We start from the raw sequence: 21,096 nt of genomic DNA, 5'->3' as shown, positions 1-21,096 counted from the left end.
CGGCATGATCCGTACCGGGGCGCTGCACTGCTGGCGGGGTGTGGTGTTCGCGCTACCCGGCCTGTGGGTGCTCGCAGTCGTCGTCTGGGAGTACCTGAGCCCACTCGCCACACACCTCGTCCCACTCCTCACCGCCACCGTCGCGCTCGCCTGCGCCGGCTACGCCACCAGCCGTCGCGGCCGGCGGCTCGCGGACGAGCTGGAGCGGACCAAGGAGATCGCGCTCACCGCGCAGCGCGCCCTGCTGCGCCCCCTGCCGCCCCGGCTCGACGGGATCGCCCTGGCCGGCGGCCACCTCTCCGCCGACGAGGGCGTCCTCGTCGGCGGCGATCTGTACGACGTGCAGTCCACCCCCCACGGCGTGCGCATCATCATGGGCGACGTGCGCGGCCACGGCCTGCCCGCCCTGGGCACCGTCGCCGCCCTGCTCGGCAGTTTCCGCGACGCCGCCCACGACGAGGGCGAACTGGCCGGCGTCCTGCGCCGCTTGGAGCGCGCCTTCCACCGCCACCTGCGGGACCGGGCCCGCGCCGATCAGCCGGCGGCCGGCGACGCCCTCCCCGCCCACCGCACCGCGGACACCGAGGAGTTCGCCACCGTCCTCCTGCTGGAGGTGCGCGAGCACGGCGAGGTCATGGCGCTCAACTGCGGGCACCCCTGGCCCCACCGGCTCGCCGGCACCCCCGACGGCGCCCGCACCACCGCCCTTGCCCCGTGCGAACCGCTGCCGCCGCTCGGCATGTTCCCGCTCCCCGCCGACGTGCCCGTGCTCGCCCTGACCCGGCTGCTGCCCGGCGACGGCCTCGTCCTGCACACCGACGGGGCCGAGGACGCCCGCGACGCCCGCGGGGAGTTCTTCCCTTTCGCCGGCGCCCTGGCCGAGGCCGCCCGCCCCACGGCCCCGGCCCCCGCGGCCGTCGTCGCGAGGCTGCAGGACGCCCTGCTGCGCCACACCGGAGGGCTGCTCTCGGACGACTTCGCCCTCCTGGCGCTGCGCAACGACCGCGAGCGCGTCCCCGCGCAGCGCCCGAGCCCACCGCTCGTACGCTCCTGCCTGCGCCCCTGAGGGCCCCGGCCGGCCGTGGCCCGTTCACACCCCGTGCGAAGGGATCTCCACTACGCTGATCCCACCGAGCGCACCGGGGGGCAGGGATGGAGCCCAACACACTGCTCGACGCCGTCCTCGACGAAGCGGGAATTTCCCACGCCGGTCTGGCCGCCCACGTCAACGCGGCGGGCCGGGCACGGGGGCTGGCGTTGCGTTACGAACACACCGCCGTCGCCCGCTGGCTCAAGGGCCAGCGGCCGCGCGGCCAGGTGCCGGACCTGATCTGCGAGGTCCTCGGCGAGCGGCTGCACCGCGCGCTGACCCTCGACGACATCGGCCTCGGCACCCCCGGCACGCCCCGGGTGCCCGGCACCCCGCTGTCCGGCTTCGTCGAGCGCGCCACCGCGCTGTGGCGCTCCGACGAACAGCAGCGCGAACACGTCGTCAGAGCCCCCGCCGTCACCGGCACCCCGGCGGTCATCCCGGTCTGGGAGTGGGAGAACCCTCCCGAGGACGCCGACGTCTCACGCCGCGGCCTGACCCGGGTCTCCATGGACGACATCGACATGCTGCGCGCCGCCCGGGCGCACTACGAGCAGATGTACCGCAAGGCGGGCGGCGTGGCGACCCGGGCCCGGGTCGTCGGCTTCCTCAACGCCGAGACGGCGCCCCTGCTGCGCGGCAGCTACTCCGACGCCACCGGGCGCCAGCTCCACCGCGCCACCGGCGGGCTGGTGGCCGTGGCCGGCATCTGCGCCTACGACTCCGACGCGCACGGCCTCGCCCAGCGCTACTTCCACCAGGCGCTGCGGCTGGCCAAGGCCAGCGGCGACCGGGGCCTGGGCGCCTACGTGATCGCCCTCCTCGTCAACCAGTCGCTGTTCATGGGGGAGTACCGGCAGGCGGTCGCCTTCGCCGAGTCCGCGCTGCGCGCCGGGGGCGCCGACCTCACGCCCGCCCTGGCGGCCGACCTCTACGCCATGCAGGCCAAAGCCTACGCACGGCTCGGCGACGGCGCCGGGGCACTGGCCTGCATCCGGCGGGCGGAGGCGGCCGCCGAGCGCATCCACCGCGGCCGGGAGCCCGCCGAGACCGGATACGTCCAGCCCGGCCTGGTGAACGTACAGGTGGCGGAGGCGCTGCTCAGCCTCGGCGACCTCGGACCCGCCCGTGAGCACGCGGACCGGGCCGTCGACACCCCCGCCCACGACCGGGGGCGTGTCCACCGGCTCGCCATGCTCACGCACATCGAGCTGCGTCAGGGAGACGCGGACAAGGCGGTGGCCACCGCACGGGAGATGACCGAGCAGGCGAGAGGCATGGAATCGCAGCGCTTACGGGACCGGCTCCGTGCGGTGCGCGAGCACCTGATCGAAAGTGGGTGCGCGGCCACGGCCGAGGCCGCCGAGATGATCGACGGGGCGCTGCGCGTGCCCTTGTGAGGGATGTTGCCAGGACAGCGCCCGGGCGGTGGCCACCTCGGCGGAAGGTGGCAGACACGTGCGTTGGAAGAATCTCAAGGAGTTGACGGTCTACGAGAACCGGTGGTTCCGGGTCAATCTCGCGGACGTCGAACTCCCCGACGGCCGGCATCTCGACCATTTCCTCATCCGGCTGCGGCCCGTCGCCGTGGCCACGGTGGTCAACGCGGCCAATGAGGTCCTGCTGCTGTGGCGGCACCGTTTCATCACCGACAACTGGGGCTGGGAGCTGGCGGCCGGCGTCGTCGAGGACGGCGAGGACATCGCCTTCGCGGCGGCCCGTGAGATGGAGGAGGAGACCGGCTGGCGGCCCGGCCGGCTGCAGCACCTGATGTCCGTCGAGCCGTCCAACGGGCTCACCGACGCCCGGCACCACATCTACTGGTCGGACGAGGCGGAGTACATCGGTGACCCCGAGGACGCGTTCGAGTCGGACCGCCGCGAGTGGGTGCCGCTCAAGCTGGTGCCCGACCTGATCGCCCGCGGTGAGGTGCCGGCCGCCAACATGGCGGCCGCGCTGCTGCTCCTGCACCACATCCGGCTCGGCTGACAGCCCTCACGAGCCGTCCCCGTGATCTGCGCTCATCGGCCGGCCGCCTGCCAGACGGCGACCGCCAGCCCGGCGAGGCCGGTGAGCGCGGCGAGCGAGGGCAGCGGCCACCTGCCGTGCTCCAGGGCCCGTACCCGCTGGGTGACCTCGCTGATGTCGCGCTCGGCCTGGTCGCTGCGCTGGGTGAGCAGAGCGAGGTGGCCGTCGATGCGGACCACGCCGACATCGAGACTGCGCCTGAGCTCCGCGAGCTCGGCCGCCCTCGCGGCGTGCTCGGGATGGGTGGTCACTGTCCGTACCCCTTCCGGAAGAATCCCTGTGCTGCTTGCCGACGAGCCGAGTCAACCGCTTCGGCAGGCAGGGCGGGAGCGTGTGCGGGGGGCATGTGCGGGTCACCGGCGCACACCCCGTGTGAAGCGGGGGTGAGCGCCGGTGACCGGTGACCGTGGGTGACGGATCAGTAGGTGTAGAAGCCCGAGCCGGTCTTGCGGCCGAGGCGGCCCGCGTCGACCATGCGCTGCAGCAGCGGGGGAGCGGCGTACAGGGGCTCCTTGTACTCCGCGTACATGCTGTCGGCCACGGAGGCGACCGTGTCGAGGCCGATCAGGTCGGAGAGCTTGAGCGGGCCCATGGGGTGGGCGCAGCCGAGCTCCATGCCGTTGTCGATGTCCTCGCGGCTGGCCATGCCCGACTCGAACATCCGGATCGCGGAGAGCAGGTACGGGATGAGCAGGGCGTTGACGACGAAGCCGGAGCGGTCCTGGGCGCGGATGGCGTGCTTGCCCAGGACGTTGCCGACCAGTATTTCGGCGCGCTTGATGGTCTCCTCACCCGTGGTCAGCGCGGGGATCAGCTCGACGAGCTGCTGCACCGGGGCCGGGTTGAAGAAGTGGATGCCGATCACCTGGTCGGGACGGGAGGTCGCCACGGCCAGCTTCACCAGCGGGATGGAGGAGGTGTTGGACGCCAGGATGGCGTCGGGCCGGGTGACCACCTGGTCCAGGACCTGGAAGATCTCCGTCTTGACCTGCTCGTTCTCGACGACGGCCTCGATGACGAGGTCGCGGTCGGCGAATTCGCCCAGGTCCGTGGTGAAGCTCAGACGGGCCAGGGTGGCGTCGCGCTCCGCCTCGGTGATCTTGCCGCGCTCGGCGGCCTTGCCGAGGGAGTTGGTCAGGCGGGTACGGCCCAGCTCCAGCGCCTCGCCCGTGGTCTCGGCGACCCTGACGTCCAGCCCCGCCCGGGCACACACCTCCGCGATGCCCGCGCCCATCTGGCCGCAGCCCACCACTCCGACGCGTTCGATGTCGGTCACATCGTGCCTTTCGCTGAGTCGCTGATCTTGGTCCGGTGGCGGCCGGAGGTCATCCGGTCCCGCCCCGGAAAGACGTTACTCCGCGCGGCGCGGTGCCGAGGGCGCCGGGGCGGGCATGCTCTGCGCACACGTGTGTGACGGATCGAACACGGGCGGAAAAGGAGGGTTACACATGGGGCATATCAGCAGAAGAGGGTTCACCGTGGCGGCGGCGGGTGCGATGACGGTGATGCTGGCGACGGGAGAGACGGCTGCACTGGAGCCGGCGGGGGGCGGCGCCCCGGCCCGCAGGCGTGAGTTCCGCGGCACGTGGATGGCCACGGTCGTCAACGTCGACTGGCCCTCGGCGCCCGGTCTGTCGCCGGAGCGCCAACGGGCCGAGCTGCTGGCCCTCTTCGACACGGCGGTGGCGCGCCGGCTCAACGCGGTGCTGCTGCAGATCCGGCCGACCGCCGACGCCTTCTGGCCGTCCCGCTACGAGCCGTGGTCGGAGTACCTGACCGGCACTCAAGGGCGGTCACCCGGCTGGGACCCGCTGGCCTTCGCGGTGCGCGAGGCACACAGACGCCGTCTGGAGCTGCACGGTTGGTTCAACCCCTACCGCATCGCCAACCACACCGACCCCCGGCGGCTCGTCCCCTCCCATCCGGCGCGCGTCCACCCCGGCTGGGCCGTCGCCTACGGCGGCAAGCTCTACTACAACCCCGGCCTGCCCGAGGTCCGCCGCTTCGTCCAGGACGCCATGCTCGACGCGGTCTGGCGCTACGACCTGGACGGCGTGCACTTCGACGACTACTTCTACCCCTACCCCGTGGCCGGGCAGAGCTTCGACGACACGGCGGCCTACGAGCGCTACGGCGCCGGCTTCCCCGACCGGGCGTCCTGGCGGCGCGACAACATCGACCGCCTGGTGCGGGAGACGCGCGAGCGCATCAAGAAACGCAAGCGGCACGTGCGGTTCGGCGTCAGCCCGTTCGCCGTCTGGCGCAACCGCTCCACCGATCCCCTGGGCTCCGACACCCGGGCCGGGGTGCAGACCTACGACGACCTGTACGCCGACACCCGCAAGTGGGTCCGCGAGGGCTGGATCGACTACATCGTCCCGCAGTGCTACTGGCACATCGGCTTCGCCGCCGCCGACTACGCCAAGCTCGTGCCCTGGTGGGCCGGGACCGTCCGTGGCACGGGCGTCCACCTCTACATCGGCGAGGCCCTCTACCGGGCCGGCGACCCCGCGCAGCCCGCCCCCTGGCAGGACCCGGCCGAGCTCTCCCGCCACATCGCCCTGAGCCGTACGCACCCCGAAGTGCTCGGCAACGTCTACTTCTCCGCCAAGCAGGTGGCGGCCGATCGCATCGGGGCGATGGCGCGCGTGGTGAAGGACCACTACCCCCACCGCGCGCGCCCGCCGCGCTGACGGCTACGGCGCTACCGCTGGTCGCCGGCCTTGCGGTGGTCCACCACGGAGTCCGGCCCCGGCGACATGATGGTCTCGTGCCCCTTGTCGTCCCTGACCCGGTAGGGCGGGCTGCCATGGGAGCCCAGGACCTCGATGATCTCCACGGTGTGGTCCTGTTTGCCGACCACACGGCCGTGCACCACCAACCGGTCGCCCTTGCTCGCATGCATCGACGTGACCCTTTCGTCGTGAGAGACAGGTGCACTCGGATACTCCCAGCCTAGGGCGACCGGCGGTATAGGGCGCGCTCAGGAAGTCCCCGGCCGGCGCACCGGCCGTGCCGGGGCGGGACTCATCGCGAGGCCCGCTGGGTGGCGCCGATGCACACGAGCACGGCGACGGCCGCCACGGGGGCGGCGGGGGAGAGCCGTTCGCCCAGCAGGGCGACCGACCACACCAGGGTGAGCAGCGGCTGGGCCAGCTGCAGCTGGCTGGCCCGGGCCACCCCGATCACGCCCATGCCGCGGTACCAGACCCACAGGCTGACGAACTGGGCCGTGCCCAGCCAGAGCAGTCCGGCGACCGCGTGCCCGGTGGGCCGCACGGGTTCGGCGAGCAGGGCGAGGACCGCCCCGGCCAGCGACAGCGGCAGGCACAGCACCAGCGCCCAGCCGATGATCTGCCAGCCGGGGAGCTCCCGCGCCAGCCTGCCGCCCTCGGCGTAACCCGCCGCGCAGATCAGCAGGGCCCCGAGCAGGTAGAGGTCGCTGAGCGAGGGCCGCCCGCCGCTCTGCTGCAGGGCGAAGACGACGACCACGGCCGCCCCGGTCAGTGCGGCCGCCCAGAAGCCGCGCGAGTGCCGGGTCCCGGTCCGCAGCGAGGAGTACGCGGCCGTCGTCAGCGGCAGCAGGCCCACCACCACGGCCGCGTGCGAGGTGGTGGAGGTCTGCAGCGCCAGCGTGGTGAGCAGTGGAAACCCCACGACGGTGCCCGCGGCCACGGCCGCCAGGGGGAGGCGGTGGCGGCGGGCCGGCAGCGGCACCCGCCCGGCGAGCAGGCACGCCCCCGCGATCAGCGCGGCCAGCACGGCCCGGCAGGACGTCACCGACCACGGGCCCAGCCCCTCCAGGGCCCAGGCGGTCGCGGGAAAGGTCAGCGAGAACATGCCGACCCCGAGCACGGCGAGGAGCGTCCCTCCGGCGGAACGGCCGCGCGGGCCCGCGGTGTCCGTCCCGGGGACGGGCTCGGCCCGGGTGCTCACCGCTATCGAAGAAGGGGCAGTAGCGCTATCTTGTGCTGTCATGCACGAGCGTAACAGCGTCGCCGAACTCGCCGGGATCCTGCGTGGAGAGCTCGACCGCTACTCTCCGGGTGAGAAGCTGCCGCCCAGCCGGGCTCTCGTCGAGCGCTTCCACGTCAGCCCCGTCACCGTCTCCCGGGCGCTGGCCGTCCTGGCCGCCGAGGGCCTGGTCCGCACCCGGCCCGGCGCGGGCGTCTTCCGGGCCGAGCCGCACAGCGCCCCCGCCCGGACCGGCGACACGTCCTGGCAGCAGGTCGCGCTCAGCGCCGAGACCGGCGACGAGGCCGTCCCGCGCTCCGTCGACTCCGGCGGCGTCCTCACCTCCCTCGCCAGCCCACCGCCCGGCGTCATCGAACTCAGCGGCGGCTACCTCCACCCCGGCCTCCAGCCCGAACGCGCCCTGGCCGCCGCGCTCGGCCGGGCCGGGCGCCGGCCGGGCGCGTGGGAGCGCCCGCCGCTGGAAGGCGTCGAGGAGCTGCGGTCCTGGTTCGCCCGCGAGATCGGCGGCCCGGCCGGAACGGTCGCCCCCTCCGGCGTACTGATCACCTCCGGCGGCCAGAGCGCTCTCACCACCGCCCTGCGCGCCCTCGCCCCGCCCGGCGCACCCGTGCTCGTCGAGTCCCCCACCTACCCCGGCATGGTCTCCGCCGCGCGCGCCTCGGGACTGCGGCCCGTGCCCGTGCCCGTGGACGAGCACGGCGTACGCACCGACCTGCTCGCCGACGCCTTCCGGGCCAGCGGGGCCAGGGTCTTCGTCTGCCAGCCGCTCTTCCAGAACCCCACGGGCACGGTGCTGGCCGACGGCCGGCGCCGGGAGGTCCTGCGGATCGCCCGCGCGGCCGGGGCCTTCGTCATCGAGGACGACTTCGCGCGCCGCCTCGTCCACGAGGGCGCCCCGCCGCTGCCGCCCACGCTGGCCTCGCAGGACGTGGACGGCGTCGTCGTCCACGTCTGCTCGCTGACCAAGTTCACCTCGCCCAGCCTGCGCGTGGGGGCCCTCGCCGCCCGCGGCCCCGTCCTGGAACGGCTGCGGGCCATCCAGGTCGTCGACAGCTTCTTCGTGCCCCGCCCGCTGCAGGAGACGGCGCTCGAACTCGTCGGCGCGCCCGCCTGGTCCCGTCACCGCCGCGCGGTCGCCGCCGAACTGCGCACCCGCCGCGAGGTGCTCCTGGCCGAACTGGCCCGCGAACTGCCCGTGCTCGTCCCGGAGGTCGTGGCACAGGGGGGTTTCCACATCTGGTTCCGCCTCCCGGACGGCACCGACGAGAGCGCCCTGGCCGCCGCCGCGCTCCGCGCCGGGGTCGCCGTCAACGCCGGCCGCCCGTTCTACTGCGCCGAGCCCCCGGCCCCCCACCTGCGCCTGTGCTTCGCGGGCGCGGCGGGCACCGCCGAACTGGCCGAGGGCGTCCGCCGGTTGCGCACGGCGTACGAGGAACTCACCGCGGCTCGCTGACGAGCCCGCGGTCGGCCTCCGCCACCGCCTCCCGCAGCCACCGGTGCGCCGGATCGTCGTCGAGACGCACGTGCCAGGCCATGCCCGTCGCGACGTCCGGCAGGGACAGCGGAACGTCCCGGACGACCAGCGGCATCAGCCGGGCGGCGTGCGCCGCCACGGGAGCGGCCACCAGGGCCAGGGCGTCCGAGTCCAGGGCCAGGAAGCACGCCGTCGCATGGCTCGGCACGGTCGCCAGGACGTGGCGGCCGAGGCCCAGACCGGCGAGCAGGTCGTCGACGACGCCGTGCAGGCGGCCCCGGCGGGTGACGGTGATGTGGGGGAGCGCGGCGAACCGCTCGACGGTCAGCGGTTCGTCGGCGTGCGGCGCCCCGGCCCGGCAGACGGCGACGTAACGGTGCCGGGTGAGCGGGGAACTGCGCACGTCGTGGGGGAGGCCGGGCAGGTGCCCGACGTCCAGGTCGACGCCGTCGCGCAGGTCGGCGGGGTCCTCGTCGCCCTCGGGCAGGAAGCGCAGCCGGATGCCGGGCGCCTCGCGGGCGACCCGCGCGGTCAGCGCCGGACCGGCGACCACGGCGAAGGCGTCGTTCGTTCGGAGCGTGAAGTTCCGCTCCACCGAGGCGATGTCGAGCGGATCGGCCGGCCGCAGCGCCGCCAGCGCCCCCGCGAGGGCCGCCTCCACCTGCGGCCGCAGCTCCACCGCCCGCGGAGTGAGCGTCAGCCCCCGCCCGGCGGGCGCCAGCAGCGGATCGCCCAGCACCCGGCGCAGCCGCCCCAGCGTGCGGCTCATCGCGGACGCCGAGACGTTCATGCGGGCGGCGGCGCCCGTCACGCTGCCCTCGCGCAGCAGGGCGTCGAGCGCGGGCAGCAGGTTCATGTCCGGTAGTTGCATGAGGGTCAATCCTGGCTGAGTATGCGGACCTTGTAGTCAACCATGCCTCGGACCACCATGGCCGGGAACCGGAAAGGGAGAGCCGAGATGATCGACGCCAGGCAACGCCACACCGCGCTTCTGGTCGCGGGCTGCTTCTTCATGGAGAACCTCGACGGCACGATCGTCTCGACGGCCGCACCCCGGATGGCGGACGCCCTCGGAGTCGCCCCGGCCGCCATCGGCCTGGTCGTCACCGCGTACCTGGTCACGCTCGCCGTCCTCATACCGCTCAGCGGCTGGCTGACCGCCCGCTTCGGCGCACGCCGCGTCTTCCTGACCGCCATCGCCGTCTTCACCCTGGCCTCGCTCGCCTGCGCCCTGAGCACCGGCCTCGGCATGCTCGTGGCCATGCGCGTCCTGCAGGGGGCGGGCGGCGCCATGATGGTGCCCGTCGGACGGCTGGTGGTGGTCTCCGGCGCGGAGAAGACCGACATGCCCCGGCTGGTCTCGTACGTCGTCTGGCCGGCCCTGGCCGCTCCGGTGATCGCACCCCTGGCCGGCGGGTTCCTCACCACCTACGCCGGCTGGCGGTGGATGTTCCTCGTCAACCTCCCCCTGGGCGCGGTGGCGTTCGCCGTCGCCCGCCGTCTGATCGACGCCCCGCCGCACACCGCCGGCCCGCCGCCGCGCCTGGACCGGTGGGGCGTCGCCCTCGTCTCCACCGGCCTCGGCGCGCTGACCTGGACCGCGCACCTGCTGTCCGAACCGGGCGCGGACCGGGCCGAGGTGCTGTGTGCCGCGGGTGCGGCCGTCCTGCTGACGGCGGCGGCCACCCGGCACCTGCTGCGCACGGACGAGCCGCTGATCGACCTGCGGATGCTGAAGGTGACGACCCTGCGGGCCTCGGTGTCCGGGGGCTCGCTCTTCTGGGTCGTCGTCGCGGCCGTCCCCTTCCTGCTGCCGCTGCTGTTCCAGGAGGCGTTCGGCTGGAGCGCGATCCGGTCGGGCGCCGTGGTGCTCTTCGTCTTCGTGGGCAACATCGCCATCAAACCGGCCGCCAACCGCCTGCTCGACCGCTTCGGCTTCCGCCCCCTGCTGATCGCCGCCGCGCTGGGCGTCGCCGTCACCACCGCCCTGTGCGGCGTCCTCACCGCCACGACGCCGGTGGCCGTCGTCCTCGTCCTCGCCGTCGCCGCGGGCGCCGCCCGCTCCCTGGGCCTGACCTGCTACCAGGTCATCGCCTTCGCCGACGTCCCGCAGGAGCGCATGCGACACGCCAACACCCTGCAGTCCACCGCCCAGCAGGCCGCCGCGGGCCTCGGCGTTGCCGCCGCCACCCTCGCCCTGCGCGCCGGCGACCCCCTCGGCGCGTGGCTGCCGGGCCCGGCGACCGCCGCCACCCCCTACGGCGTCGCCTTCTGCCTCCTCGCCCTGCTCTCCCTCGGCGCCCTGGCCGGCGCGCTGCGCCTGCACCCGACGGCGGGCGACGCGGTCCGCAGCGCGCCCACCGGGCGCGGGCCGGGTGTGCCGGCCCCGGCCCGTGCCCGGATCAGGGGGCGGGTGTGAACACCAGGGAGGCGTTGTGACCGCCGAAGCCGAACGAGTTCGTCAGCGCCGCCCGCAGCGGGCCGCGCCGGGGGCCGCCGGTGACGACGTCGAGCTTCACCTCCGGGTCGGGGTTCTCCAGGTTCTGCGTGGCGGGGATGACGCCGTCGCGCACCGCGAGGATCGCGGCGAGCGCGCCGACGGCCCCGGCCGCGCCGAAGAGGTGCCCGGTCATCGACTTGGTGGCGGTGACGGCCGGGTGGCTGCCGATCGCCTCGGTGACCGACCGGGCCTCGACGAGGTCGCCCAGGGGCGTGGACGTCGCATGGGCGTGGACGTGCCCGACGTCCTGCGGGGCGAGCCCCGCCGCGGCCAGCGCCAGGCGCATCGCGCGCACCTGCCCGTCGGCGTGCGAGGCGGTGATGTGGTGGGCGTCGGAGGTGACGCCGGCCCCGGCGAGCGTCGCGTGGGCCCGGGCCGCGCGGGCGGCGGCGCGGTCGGCGCGCTCCAGGACGACCACGGCGGCGCCCTCGCCGATGACGAAGCCGTCCCGGTCGGCGTCGAAGGGCCGTGAGGCCCGCTGCGGTGCGTCGTTGCGGGTGGAGTGGGCCTTGGCCTGCGCGAACCCGGCCAGCGGCAGCGGGTGGATGCAGGCTTCGGCGCCCCCGGCGACGACCACGTCGGCCCGGCCCAGCCGGATGAGGTCCAGCCCCATGGCGATGGCCTCCGCGCCGGACGCACAGGCGCTGACCGGCGTGTGCGCCCCGCCCCGGGCCCCGAGCTCGATGCTGACCCACGCCGCGGGGCCGTTCGCCATCAGCATCGGCACCGTGTGCGGCGACACCCGCCGCACACCGGAGGTCTCCAGCACGTCGTCCTGGGCCAGCATCGTCAGGACGCCCCCGGTGCCCGTGCCGATCACCACGGCCAGCCGTTCCGGGTCCACCTCGGGCCGGCCCGCGTCGGCCCACGCCTCGCGGGCGGCCACGAGCGCGATCTGCTCGCACCGGTCCATGCGGCGGGCCTGCACCCGGTCGATGACCTCGCCCGGATCGGCCTTCAGCCGGCCCGCGATCCGCACCGGCAGCTCCGCGGCCCACTCCTCCTCGATCGCGCTGATCCCCGATTCCCCGGCCAGCATCGCCGCCCACGTCGAGGCGACGTCCCCGCCGAGCGGCGTCGTCGCCCCCAGGCCCGTCACCACCACATCGCTGGTGTACATGCTCACCGAACAACCCCCTTTGTCGTAGACGCACAACCCCCTTCGCAGATGATCACGAGGGGAGATCGACTCGACAGCAACTTTGCCAAGGTCGCTGCGGTGTCGGTGGTGCGGCAGCGCACGGACTCAGGCGTGGAGGAATTGTTGGGTCCGGTCATTGTTGTGCGGTACATGAACGTCGTACGCGGGGGTGGGCGCACACGGTGCTCCGATGCTCCGCGCGCAAAAAAGGACGCTGCCGGCGGCCCCCTGTCGGGGGACCGCCGGCAGCGTCCGCGAGTCGGAGCCGGAAGGGCCGGAGGTGCCGGAGATCAGGAACGCGGGTCGCGGGCCTGCTCGGCGGCGCGCTCCGCGTTCTTCTCCTTGATGCGCACCGCTTCCTTGCGGACCTCGGCCTGGGTGGCGCGTTCCTTCTGCAGCCACTCGGGGTTGTCCTGCTTGAGCGCGTCGATCTGCTCGGTGGTGAGGGCCTCCGTCACACCGCCGCGGGCGAGACCGGAGATGGAGATGCCGAGCTTCGCCGCGACGACGGGGCGGGGGTGCGGACCGTTGCGCCGCAGCTCCCGCAGCCACTCGGGCGGGTCGGTCTGCAGCGCGTTGAGCTCGCTGCGCGAGACGACACCCTCGCGGAACTCGGCGGGGGTGGCCTCAAGGTACACACCCAGCTTCTTCGCCGCGGTTGCGGGCTTCATCGTCTGGGCGGTGTGGTGCGACGTCATGGTGTCAAGAGTAGCGAGCGTGTGCGATACCTCCGACCACGCCCGGTAACCTGGGGGAGTGACAGGCTCCGACGCACCCCCTTCCTTCCGCCTCGCGTACGTCCCGGGCGTGACGCCGGCCAAATGGGTGCGCATCTGGAACGAGCGGCTGCCCGACATCCCGCTGACGCTCCTCCAGGTGACCGCCGCCGAGGCCCCCGGGCTCCTGCTGGACGGCGGCGCCGACGCCGGATTCGTGCGGCTGCCGGTCGACAAGACCGTTCTCAGCGCCATCCCCCTCTACACCGAGACGACGGTCGTCGTGGTTCCCAAGGACCACCTCGTGGCGGCGGTCGAGGAAGTGGTGGCCGAGGACCTGGCCGACGAGATCGTGCTGCACCCCCTCGACGACACCCTCGAATGGGAGCAGCTGCCCGGCAAGCCCGCGTTCGAGCGCCCCGCCACCACGGCGGACGCGATCGAGCTGGTCGCGGCGGGCATCGGTGTGCTCGTCGTCCCGCAGTCGCTCGCCCGCCTGCACCACCGCAAGGACCTCACGTACCGGCCGGTCGTCGACGCCCCGGCGTCGCGCGTCGCGCTGTCGTGGCCGGAGGAGAAGACCACCGACATGGTGGAGGACTTCATCGGGATCGTCCGCGGTCGGACCGTCAACAGCTCCCGGGGCCGTACCCCTGCCCAGGAACAGCCGAAGCAGCAGCGCAAGCGCCCCGACGCCGCGGGCGCCCGGCGGAAGCCCGCGGCCGGCAAGGGCCAGTCGGCGGCCAAGGGCCGCGGCGGTTCCGGCGCCCCCAAGGCCGCCGCCAAGCGCGGCAAGCCCCGCCGCCGCTCGTAACGCTCGCCACCGCCCGGCCGCCGGCCGGGCGGGGTCCCCTGCCCTCGTGCCCCTCCTCGTCGGGTGGCGCTTTATGCGGCCCCTATTGCATAAAACTGCCTTCATTCGTATAGTCATGCCATCACCGAGGAGGAATCGATGGCGGCGATACGAGCGGCAGTGGCCGGGGCGAGCGGATACGCGGGCGGGGAAGTGCTGCGCCTGCTGCTGGGGCATCCCGAGGTCCGCATCGGCGCCCTCACGGGCAACTCCAACGCCGGACAGCCGCTCGGTGCGCTCCAGCCGCACCTGCCGGCCCTGGCCGACCGTGTCCTGCAGCCCACCACCGCCGAGGCGCTCGCCGGCCACGACGTCGTCTTCCTCGCCCTCCCGCACGGACAGTCCGCCGCCGTCGCCGCCGAGCTCGGCGACGCGGTGACGGTCATCGACTGCGGCGCGGACTTCCGGCTGAAGGACGCGGGGGAGTGGGAGCGGTTCTACGGCACGCCGCACGCCGGTACCTGGCCGTACGGGCTGCCCGAGCTGCCCGGCGGACGGGAGGCGCTGCGCGGCGCCCGGCGGATCGCCGTGCCCGGCTGCTACCCGACCGCCGTCTCGCTCGCGCTCTTCCCCGCCTACGCGGCGTCCCTCGCCGAGCCCGAGGCGGTGATCGTCGCCGCGTCCGGCACCTCCGGCGCCGGCAAGGCCGCCAAGCCGCACCTGCTCGGCAGCGAGGTGATGGGGTCCATGAGCCCGTACGGCGTGGGCGGCGGCCACCGGCACACCCCGGAGATGAGCCAGAACCTCTCCGCCGCCGCGGGCGAGCCCGTCACCGTCTCCTTCACGCCCACCCTGGCGCCCATGCCGCGCGGCATCCTCGCCACGTGCAGCGCCAAGGCGAAGCCGGGGGTCACCGCGCAGGCCGTCCGGGCCGCGTACGAGAAGGCTTTCCAGGACGAGCCGTTCGTCCGGCTCCTGCCCGAGGGGCAGTGGCCGGCCACGGCCCACGTGTACGGCTCCAACACCGCACTCGTCCAGGTCGCCCTCGACGAGGCGGCCGGCCGCCTCGTCGCGATCAGCGCCATCGACAACCTCGCCAAGGGCACCGCCGGCGGCGCGGTCCAGAGCATGAACCTCGCCCTCGGCCTCCCCGAGGAGCTGGGCCTCCCGGCCACCGGAGTGGCGCCGTGAGCGTACGCCGGGTGCTCGCGAGCCTTCTGTCACGGCTGACCCCGTGTCACCCCAACCAGCAGTCCACGAAGAACATCGAGTCGGTACACAAGGAGACGGCGTGAGCGTCACCGCAGCAAAGGGATTCACGGCCGCGGGCATCGCGGCCGGGATCAAGGAGAACGGCAACCCCGACCTGGCCCTGGTGGTCAACCGCGGTCCCCGTCTCGCCGCGGCCGGCGTCTTCACCGCCAACCGCGTCAAGGCCGCGCCCGTCCTGTGGTCCCAGCAGGTCCTGCGCGGCGGCCAGGTGTCGGCCGTCGTCCTCAACTCCGGCGGCGCCAACGCCTGCACCGGCCCCGAGGGCTTCCAGGACACGCACGCCACCGCCGAGAAGGCCGCGGACGTCCTCGGCCACAGCGCGGGCGAGATCGCCGTCGCCTCCACCGGCCTCATCGGCGTCCGGCTGCCCATGGACAAGCTCCTGGCCGGCCTCGACAAGGCCGCGGTCGAACTCTCCGAGCACGGCGGCGAGAAGGCTGCCATCGCCATCAAGACCACCGACACCGTTCACAAGACCGCCGTCGCCCAGGGCGACGGCTGGACGGTGGGCGGCATGGCCAAGGGCGCCGGCATGCTCGCCCCCGGCCTCGCCACCATGCTCGTCGTCCTCACCACCGACGCCGACGTGGACACCCCCGGCCTCGACGCCGCCCTGCGCGCGGCGACCCGGAAGACCTTCGACCGGGTCGACTCCGACGGCTGCATGTCCACCAACGACACCGTGCTGCTGCTCGCGTCCGGCGCCTCCGGCATCACCCCGGACGAGGCCGCGTTCGCCGAGGCCGTACGGACCGTCTGCGACGACCTCGCCCGCCAGCTCATCGGCGACGCCGAGGGCGCCAGCAAGGACATCCGCATCGAGGTGATCGGTGCGGCCACCGAGGACGACGCCGTCGAGGTGGGCCGCTCCATCGCCCGCAACAACCTCCTCAAGTGCGCCATCCACGGCGAGGACCCCAACTGGGGCCGGGTGCTCTCCGCCATCGGCACCACCTCCGCCGCCTTCGACCCCGACAGGCTGAACGTGGCCATCAACGACGTGTGGGTCTGCCGGAACGGCTCCGTCGGCGACGACCGCGAGCTCGTCGACATGCGCTACCGGGAGGTCCGCATCACCGCCGACCTGGCCGAGGGCACCGAATCGGCCGTCGTCTGGGCCAACGACCTCACCGCCGACTACGTCCACGAGAACAGCGCGTACTCCTCATGACCCTCACCGAGAAGTCCACGAGCACCCGGCGGCACACCGCCCTGCCCAAGGCGCGCACGCTCGTCGAGGCCCTGCCCTGGCTGACGCGCCATCACGGCAAGACCGTCGTCATCAAGTTCGGCGGGAACGCCATGGTCGACGACGAGCTCAAGGGCGCCTTCGCCCAGGACGTCGTCTTCCTGCGGCAGGCCGGCCTCAAGCCCGTCGTCGTGCACGGCGGAGGCCCGCAGATCAGCGCCCACCTCGACCGGCTGGGACTGGAGTCGGAGTTCAAGGCCGGGCTGCGGGTCACCACGCCCGAGGCGATGGACGCCGTCCGGATGGTCCTGGCCGGACAGGTCCAGCGCGAGCTCGTCGGGCTGCTCAACCGGCACGGCGCGCTCGCCGTCGGCCTCACCGGCGAGGACGCCCACCTGATGTCGGCCACCCGGCACTACGCCCACGTCGACGGCGAACGCGTCGACATCGGCCGGGTCGGCGAGGTCACCGGCATCGACCCGGGCATCGTCCGCACCCTCCTCGACGACGGCCGCATCCCGGTCATCTCCTCGATCGCGCGCAGCGACGACGACGGTGACGCGGACGGCGTGTACAACGTCAACGCCGACACCGCCGCCGCCGCGCTCGCCGCCGCCCTGGGTGCCGAGACGCTGATGGTCCTCACCGACGTCGAGGGGCTGTACGCGGACTGGCCGAACAGCGACGACGTCATCAGCCAGCTCACCGCGAGCGAGCTGGAGCAGCTGCTGCCCGAGCTGTCCAGCGGCATGGTCCCCAAGATGCAGGGCTGCCTGCACGCCGTGCGGGGCGGCGTCACCACCGCCCGGGTGATAGACGGCCGGGTCCAGCACGCCATCCTGCTGGAGATCTTCACGGACGAGGGCATCGGCACCATGGTCGTCCCGGACCCCGAGGGGGAGTCGTGAGCAATGCGGACCTGACGAAGCGCTGGCAGGGCGCGCTGATGGACAACTACGGCACGCCCCGCATCCCGCTCGTGCGCGGGGAGGGGAGTGCCGTGTGGGACGCCGACGGCAACCGCTACCTCGACTTCGTCGGCGGCATCGCCGTCAACGCCCTCGGCCACGCCCATCCCGCGGTCGTCCGGGCGGTGTCCGACCAGATCGCCACCCTCGGCCACGTCTCCAACCTCTTCACCGCCGAGCCCACCGTCGAGCTCGCCGAGCGGCTGCTGACGCTGGCCGGCCGGCCCGGCAGGGTCTACTTCTCCAACTCCGGCGCGGAAGCGGTCGAAGCCGCCTTCAAGATCGGACGGCGGACGGGCCGCACCCACATGGTGGCGGCCGCGGGCGGCTTCCACGGGCGGACCATGGGCGCCCTCGCCCTCACCGGCCAGCCCGGCAAGCAGGGCCCCTTCCTGCCGCTGCCCGGCGACGTCACCCACGTCCCCTACGGCGACGCCGACGCCTTGCGGGCGGCGGTCACCACCGACACCGCGCTCGTCGTCCTGGAGCCGGTCCAGGGCGAGAACGGCGTGGTCGTACCGCCGGCCGGCTACCTGGCCGCCGCCCGCGAGATCACCCGGGCCACGGGGACGCTGCTGGTCCTCGACGAGATCCAGACAGGTATCGGCCGCACCGGGCACTGGTTCGAGCACCTCGCGCAGGGCGTCGAGCCCGACGTCGTCACCCTCGCCAAGGGGCTCGGCGGCGGCCTGCCCATCGGCGCCACGCTGGCCTTCGGCCCCGCCGCCGAGCTGCTGACGCCCGGTCAGCACGGCTCGACCTTCGGCGGCAACCCGGTCTCGTGCGCGGCCGCGCTCGCGGTCCTGGACACCCTCGCCGACGAGGGGATCCTCGCCCACGTCCGGCGCGTGGGCGGTCTGTTGAGTGACGGGATCGCGGCGCTCGGCCACCCCCTCGTCGACCACGTCCGTGGTACGGGCCTGCTCCTGGGTATTGTCCTTGGCGAGCCCCTCGCACCGAAGGTGCAGCAGGCGGCCCAGGAAGCCGGTCTCCTGGTGAACGCGGTCGCGCCCGACGTGGTGCGGCTGGCCCCGCCACTGATCATCACCGAGGATGAGGTGGGGGCGTTTCTCCGGGCGCTGCCCGGCGTCCTGGACGCCGCCGCCGGCGGGGCCCACGAGGAATGACGATCCGGAGACTGACGACAACGATGACCGAGGCGCAGGAGACCGAGCCGGGCCACGGCGGACAGGCCGTGCCGCAGACCCGCACCGCACGCCACCGCCGGATCGTGGACATCCTCAGCCGGCAGGCCGTGCGGTCCCAGAGCCAGCTCGCCAAGCTGCTGGCGGACGACGGGCTCTCCGTCACCCAGGCGACGCTCTCCCGCGACCTCGACGAGCTGGGTGCCGTCAAGATCCGCAACACCGGGGGCGAGCTGATCTACGCCGTCCCCTCCGAGGGCGGCGACCGCACGCCACGCGCCCCCCTGGGGGAGTCCGCCACGGAGGCCCGCATGGGCCGCCTGGCCGCCGAGCTGCTGATCTCGGCGGAGGCGTCCGCCAACCTGGTGGTGCTGCGCACCCCGCCGGGGGCGGCCCAGTTCTTCGCCTCGGCCATCGACCAGGCGGGCGTCCACGAGATCATCGGCACCATCGCCGGCGACGACACCGTCCTGCTGATCAGCCGCGACCCGGTGGGCGGCCAGGCCCTGGCGGACCACCTGCTGAGGCTGGCGCAGAAGGAACGCTGAGCGGCCCCCGCGTACGGGCCCGGCCCCCGTACGCGGGCGTCGGCGTCCCTTCCCGGGCAACGCGAAAGGCCGTTCCCGCTGTGCGGAAACGGCCTACGACCTGCGAAAATCGCTGGTCGGGACGGCGGGATTTGAACCCACGACCCCTTGACCCCCAGTCAAGTGCGCTACCAAGCTGCGCCACGTCCCGGTGCGACGTTCCCTCCGGGCGTTTCTTCCCGGTGGGGCGTGCAGAAAGAAAATATCCTGTTCCGCGCTGTGATCCAAATCCGGGGGGTCAGTGGGGGTCATCCCCAGCGCTTGAACTTGTCCGTGGGGATCTCGACCTTGCTGCCGTCCGTCAGGTGCATAGTGATCATCTCGCCGTACGCGTACATGACGCTGGTCGCGTAGGTGTCGCCCCTCGGGTGGGTGAGCAGCGTGCACTTGCCCTCGAACGGGTCGACGATCAGGTATGCGGGGACGCCATACCGGGCGTACTGCTCCACCTTGATCCGGTAGTCATTGTCGTCGCTCTGCGTGGAGACGACCTCGATCGCGGCCAGTAGATCCTCGTGCGTGTACGGCCGCGTGGAGCCCTCTTCGATGATCGCTACATCCGGGCAGCGCGGCGGGTCGCCCTCGGGAAAGCTGATGAGGACGTCCGTCAGAAAGCGCTCTTCGGCGAGACCGGAGTCCTCCACGGCGTTTTGGATGCGCCGGATGGTCCAGCCCTGAATGTCGCTCTGCGGCGTCATGATGACGCGGCCCCCCACCACTTCGATCTTGAAGCCTTCGAACACCGACGCCGCCCGCTCGGCGGTCTCTCGCAAGAAGTCGTCCTGCACGGTCATGACCAGTTACCTCCCCTGATCGGGCCTCTCGACACTCGCATCGTAGACCGGCCGGCAGTCATCCACTCGGGATGGATTCACCCCCACGAGCTATTGACGAAACATACGGCGCAGTGCATAGTTATGCCTAACAGCGCATGAGAGCGCAGCGCACCGCACCGTAAGGAGAAACCCCGTGACCGAGCGCGTCGTACTCGCCTATTCCGGCGGCCTTGACACCTCCGTCGCCATCGGCTGGATCGCCGAGGAGACGGGCGCCGAGGTCATCGCCGTCGCCGTGGACGTCGGCCAGGGCGGCGAGGACCTGGACGTCATCCGCAAGCGCGCGCTCGCCTGCGGTGCGGTGGAGGCGGAGGTCGCCGACGCCAAGGACGAGTTCGCCGAGGAGTACTGCCTCCCGGCGATCAAGGCCAACGCCCTCTACATGGACCGGTACCCGCTGGTCTCCGCCCTCTCGCGGCCCACCATCGTCAAGCACCTCGTCGCCGCCGCCAAGAGGCACGGCGCCACCACCGTCGCCCACGGCTGCACCGGCAAGGGCAACGACCAGGTGCGGTTCGAGGCCGGCATCTCCTCGCTCGCCCCCGAGCTGCAGTGCATCGCCCCGGTCCGGGACTACGCCATGACCCGCGACAAGGCCATCGCCTTCTGCGAGACCAAGGGCCTGCCGATCGCGACCACCAAGAAGTCGCCGTACTCCATCGACCAGAACGTCTTCGGGCGGGCCGTCGAGACCGGCTTCCTGGAGGACATCTGGAACGCCCCGATCGAGGACGTCTACGACTACACCGCCAACCCGGCCACCCCCCGGGAGGCCGACGAGGTGATCGTCACCTTCGACAAGGGCGTCCCCGTCGCCATCGACGGCAAGCCCGTCACCGTGCTCCAGGCCATCCAGCAGCTGAACGAGCGGGCCGGCGCCCAGGGCGTCGGGCGGCTCGACATGGTCGAGGACCGGCTCGTCGGCATCAAGTCCCGGGAGATCTACGAGGCCCCCGGCGCCATCGCGCTGATCACCGCGCACCAGGAGCTGGAGGACGTCACCGTCGAGCGCGAGCTCGCCCGGTACAAGCGGCAGGTCGAGCAGCGGTGGGCCGAGCTCGTCTACGACGGCCTGTGGTTCTCCCCGCTCAAGCGGGCCCTGGACGGCTTCATCGCCGAGGCCAACGAGCACGTCTCCGGTGACATCCGGATGACCCTGCACGGCGGTCGCGCCGTCGTCACCGGCCGGCGGTCGGAGAAGTCGCTCTACGACTTCAACCTCGCCACCTACGACACCGGCGACACGTTCGACCAGTCGATGTCGAAGGGCTTCATCGAGATCTTCGGCCTGTCCTCGAAGATCGCGGCCAAGCGGGACCTGGCCCACTAGTCCACCGCCACCCCCCACCCCGCGCCTCCCCGGCCCCCGGGCCGGGGAGGCC

General features: G+C 73.1%; 21 protein-coding genes and 1 tRNA gene. 13 read left to right on the top strand and 9 right to left on the bottom strand.

The features are described from left to right. Positions 1 to 4 precede the first annotated feature (4 nt). From LE181_RS11500 to LE181_RS11490, 3 genes are all read left to right on the top strand, one after another. Positions 5 to 1,066, top strand: a complete 1,062-nt coding sequence (locus LE181_RS11500; protein WP_225661127.1) for a PP2C family protein-serine/threonine phosphatase — start codon at positions 5 to 7, stop codon at positions 1,064 to 1,066. Between the two features lie 86 nt (positions 1,067 to 1,152). Then, complete coding sequence (locus LE181_RS11495) at positions 1,153 to 2,490, top strand: tetratricopeptide repeat protein (RefSeq protein ID WP_225661126.1); 1,338 nt, start codon at positions 1,153 to 1,155, stop codon at positions 2,488 to 2,490. 58 nt (positions 2,491 to 2,548) lie between these two features. Next, positions 2,549 to 3,079, top strand: a complete 531-nt coding sequence (locus LE181_RS11490) for an NUDIX hydrolase (protein WP_190108938.1) — start codon at positions 2,549 to 2,551, stop codon at positions 3,077 to 3,079. 32 nt (positions 3,080 to 3,111) lie between these two features. Here LE181_RS11490 and LE181_RS11485 read toward each other — a convergent pair whose 3' ends face one another. Together LE181_RS11485 and LE181_RS11480 are read right to left on the bottom strand one after the other, a co-directional pair. Then, on the bottom strand, positions 3,112 to 3,369 hold the full coding sequence (locus tag LE181_RS11485) for a hypothetical protein (RefSeq protein ID WP_190108939.1): 258 nt from the start codon (positions 3,367 to 3,369) through the stop codon (positions 3,112 to 3,114). Positions 3,370 to 3,536: 167 nt separating this feature from the next. Next, positions 3,537 to 4,394 carry a 3-hydroxybutyryl-CoA dehydrogenase gene (locus LE181_RS11480; protein ID WP_225661125.1) on the bottom strand — a complete coding sequence of 286 codons (858 nt, stop codon included), beginning with the start codon at positions 4,392 to 4,394 and terminating at the stop codon, positions 3,537 to 3,539. Positions 4,395 to 4,566: 172 nt separating this feature from the next. Here LE181_RS11480 and LE181_RS11475 point away from each other — a divergent pair, with 172 nt between their 5' ends. Beyond that, entirely contained in the window at positions 4,567 to 5,811 is a 1,245-nt protein-coding gene (locus LE181_RS11475) for a glycoside hydrolase family 10-like protein (protein ID WP_225661124.1), read from the top strand. An 11-nt stretch (positions 5,812 to 5,822) separates the two neighbouring features. Here LE181_RS11475 and LE181_RS11470 read toward each other — a convergent pair whose 3' ends face one another. Next, positions 5,823 to 6,023, bottom strand: a complete 201-nt coding sequence (locus LE181_RS11470; RefSeq protein ID WP_225661123.1) for a DUF1918 domain-containing protein — start codon at positions 6,021 to 6,023, stop codon at positions 5,823 to 5,825. 122 nt (positions 6,024 to 6,145) lie between these two features. After that, entirely contained in the window at positions 6,146 to 7,096 is a 951-nt protein-coding gene (locus LE181_RS11465) for a DMT family transporter (protein ID WP_225661122.1), read from the bottom strand. On the opposite strand from LE181_RS11465, the gene LE181_RS11460 reads away from it, so the two are divergent. Further along, entirely contained in the window at positions 7,095 to 8,546 is a 1,452-nt protein-coding gene (locus LE181_RS11460) for an aminotransferase-like domain-containing protein (protein ID WP_225661121.1), read from the top strand. The genes LE181_RS11465 and LE181_RS11460 overlap by 2 nt on opposite strands. On the opposite strand, the gene LE181_RS11455 is transcribed toward LE181_RS11460, so the two are convergent. Further along, positions 8,530 to 9,438, bottom strand: a complete 909-nt coding sequence (locus LE181_RS11455) for a LysR family transcriptional regulator (RefSeq protein WP_225661120.1) — start codon at positions 9,436 to 9,438, stop codon at positions 8,530 to 8,532. The two genes, LE181_RS11460 and LE181_RS11455, sit on opposite strands and share 17 nt — an antisense overlap. An 87-nt stretch (positions 9,439 to 9,525) precedes the next feature. Between LE181_RS11455 and LE181_RS11450 the strand changes: the two genes are divergently transcribed. Continuing rightward, positions 9,526 to 10,986: an MFS transporter gene (locus tag LE181_RS11450; RefSeq protein WP_225661119.1), complete on the top strand. Its 1,461-nt coding sequence runs from the start codon at positions 9,526 to 9,528 to the stop codon at positions 10,984 to 10,986. Here LE181_RS11450 and LE181_RS11445 read toward each other — a convergent pair. Beyond that, on the bottom strand, positions 10,970 to 12,187 hold the full coding sequence (locus LE181_RS11445; protein ID WP_225661176.1) for a beta-ketoacyl-[acyl-carrier-protein] synthase family protein: 1,218 nt from the start codon (positions 12,185 to 12,187) through the stop codon (positions 10,970 to 10,972). The genes LE181_RS11450 and LE181_RS11445 overlap by 17 nt on opposite strands. 311 nt (positions 12,188 to 12,498) lie before the next feature. Continuing rightward, on the bottom strand, positions 12,499 to 12,906 hold the full coding sequence (locus tag LE181_RS11440; RefSeq protein WP_225661118.1) for a DUF5997 family protein: 408 nt from the start codon (positions 12,904 to 12,906) through the stop codon (positions 12,499 to 12,501). A 58-nt stretch (positions 12,907 to 12,964) separates the two neighbouring features. Between LE181_RS11440 and LE181_RS11435 the strand changes: the two genes are divergently transcribed. From LE181_RS11435 to LE181_RS11410, 6 genes are all read left to right on the top strand, one after another. Further along, positions 12,965 to 13,738, top strand: coding sequence for a LysR family transcriptional regulator substrate-binding protein (locus LE181_RS11435; protein ID WP_225661117.1), 774 nt, complete (start codon positions 12,965 to 12,967; stop codon positions 13,736 to 13,738). 138 nt (positions 13,739 to 13,876) lie between these two features. Beyond that, entirely contained in the window at positions 13,877 to 14,908 is a 1,032-nt protein-coding gene (gene argC, locus LE181_RS11430; RefSeq protein ID WP_225661116.1) for an N-acetyl-gamma-glutamyl-phosphate reductase, read from the top strand. 100 nt (positions 14,909 to 15,008) lie between these two features. Continuing rightward, positions 15,009 to 16,160, top strand: a complete 1,152-nt coding sequence (argJ, locus tag LE181_RS11425) for a bifunctional glutamate N-acetyltransferase/amino-acid acetyltransferase ArgJ (protein WP_225661115.1) — start codon at positions 15,009 to 15,011, stop codon at positions 16,158 to 16,160. Next, positions 16,157 to 17,086, top strand: a complete 930-nt coding sequence (argB, locus tag LE181_RS11420; RefSeq protein WP_225661114.1) for an acetylglutamate kinase — start codon at positions 16,157 to 16,159, stop codon at positions 17,084 to 17,086. The genes argJ and argB overlap by 4 nt, the downstream gene beginning before the upstream one ends. Further along, positions 17,083 to 18,273: an acetylornithine transaminase gene (locus LE181_RS11415; protein ID WP_225661113.1), complete on the top strand. Its 1,191-nt coding sequence runs from the start codon at positions 17,083 to 17,085 to the stop codon at positions 18,271 to 18,273. Before argB ends, LE181_RS11415 begins: the two co-directional genes overlap by 4 nt. 23 nt (positions 18,274 to 18,296) lie before the next feature. Next, positions 18,297 to 18,839, top strand: a complete 543-nt coding sequence (locus LE181_RS11410) for an arginine repressor (protein ID WP_190108952.1) — start codon at positions 18,297 to 18,299, stop codon at positions 18,837 to 18,839. A 113-nt stretch (positions 18,840 to 18,952) separates the two neighbouring features. Here the strand turns inward: LE181_RS11410 and LE181_RS11405 are convergent. Continuing rightward, positions 18,953 to 19,029 (bottom strand) — tRNA-Pro (locus LE181_RS11405). 97 nt (positions 19,030 to 19,126) lie between these two features. Beyond that, positions 19,127 to 19,672, bottom strand: a complete 546-nt coding sequence (locus LE181_RS11400) for a Uma2 family endonuclease (protein WP_225661112.1) — start codon at positions 19,670 to 19,672, stop codon at positions 19,127 to 19,129. Between the two features lie 175 nt (positions 19,673 to 19,847). Between LE181_RS11400 and LE181_RS11395 the strand changes: the two genes are divergently transcribed. Further along, complete coding sequence (locus LE181_RS11395) at positions 19,848 to 21,044, top strand: argininosuccinate synthase (RefSeq protein ID WP_225661111.1); 1,197 nt, start codon at positions 19,848 to 19,850, stop codon at positions 21,042 to 21,044. Positions 21,045 to 21,096 lie beyond the last annotated feature (52 nt).

It is taken from the genome of Streptomyces sichuanensis (assembly GCF_020328095.1).
Taxonomy (GTDB): Bacteria; Actinomycetota; Actinomycetes; order Streptomycetales; family Streptomycetaceae; genus Streptomyces; species Streptomyces cinnamoneus.
This window is presented reverse-complemented; position numbering and strand designations above follow the sequence as displayed.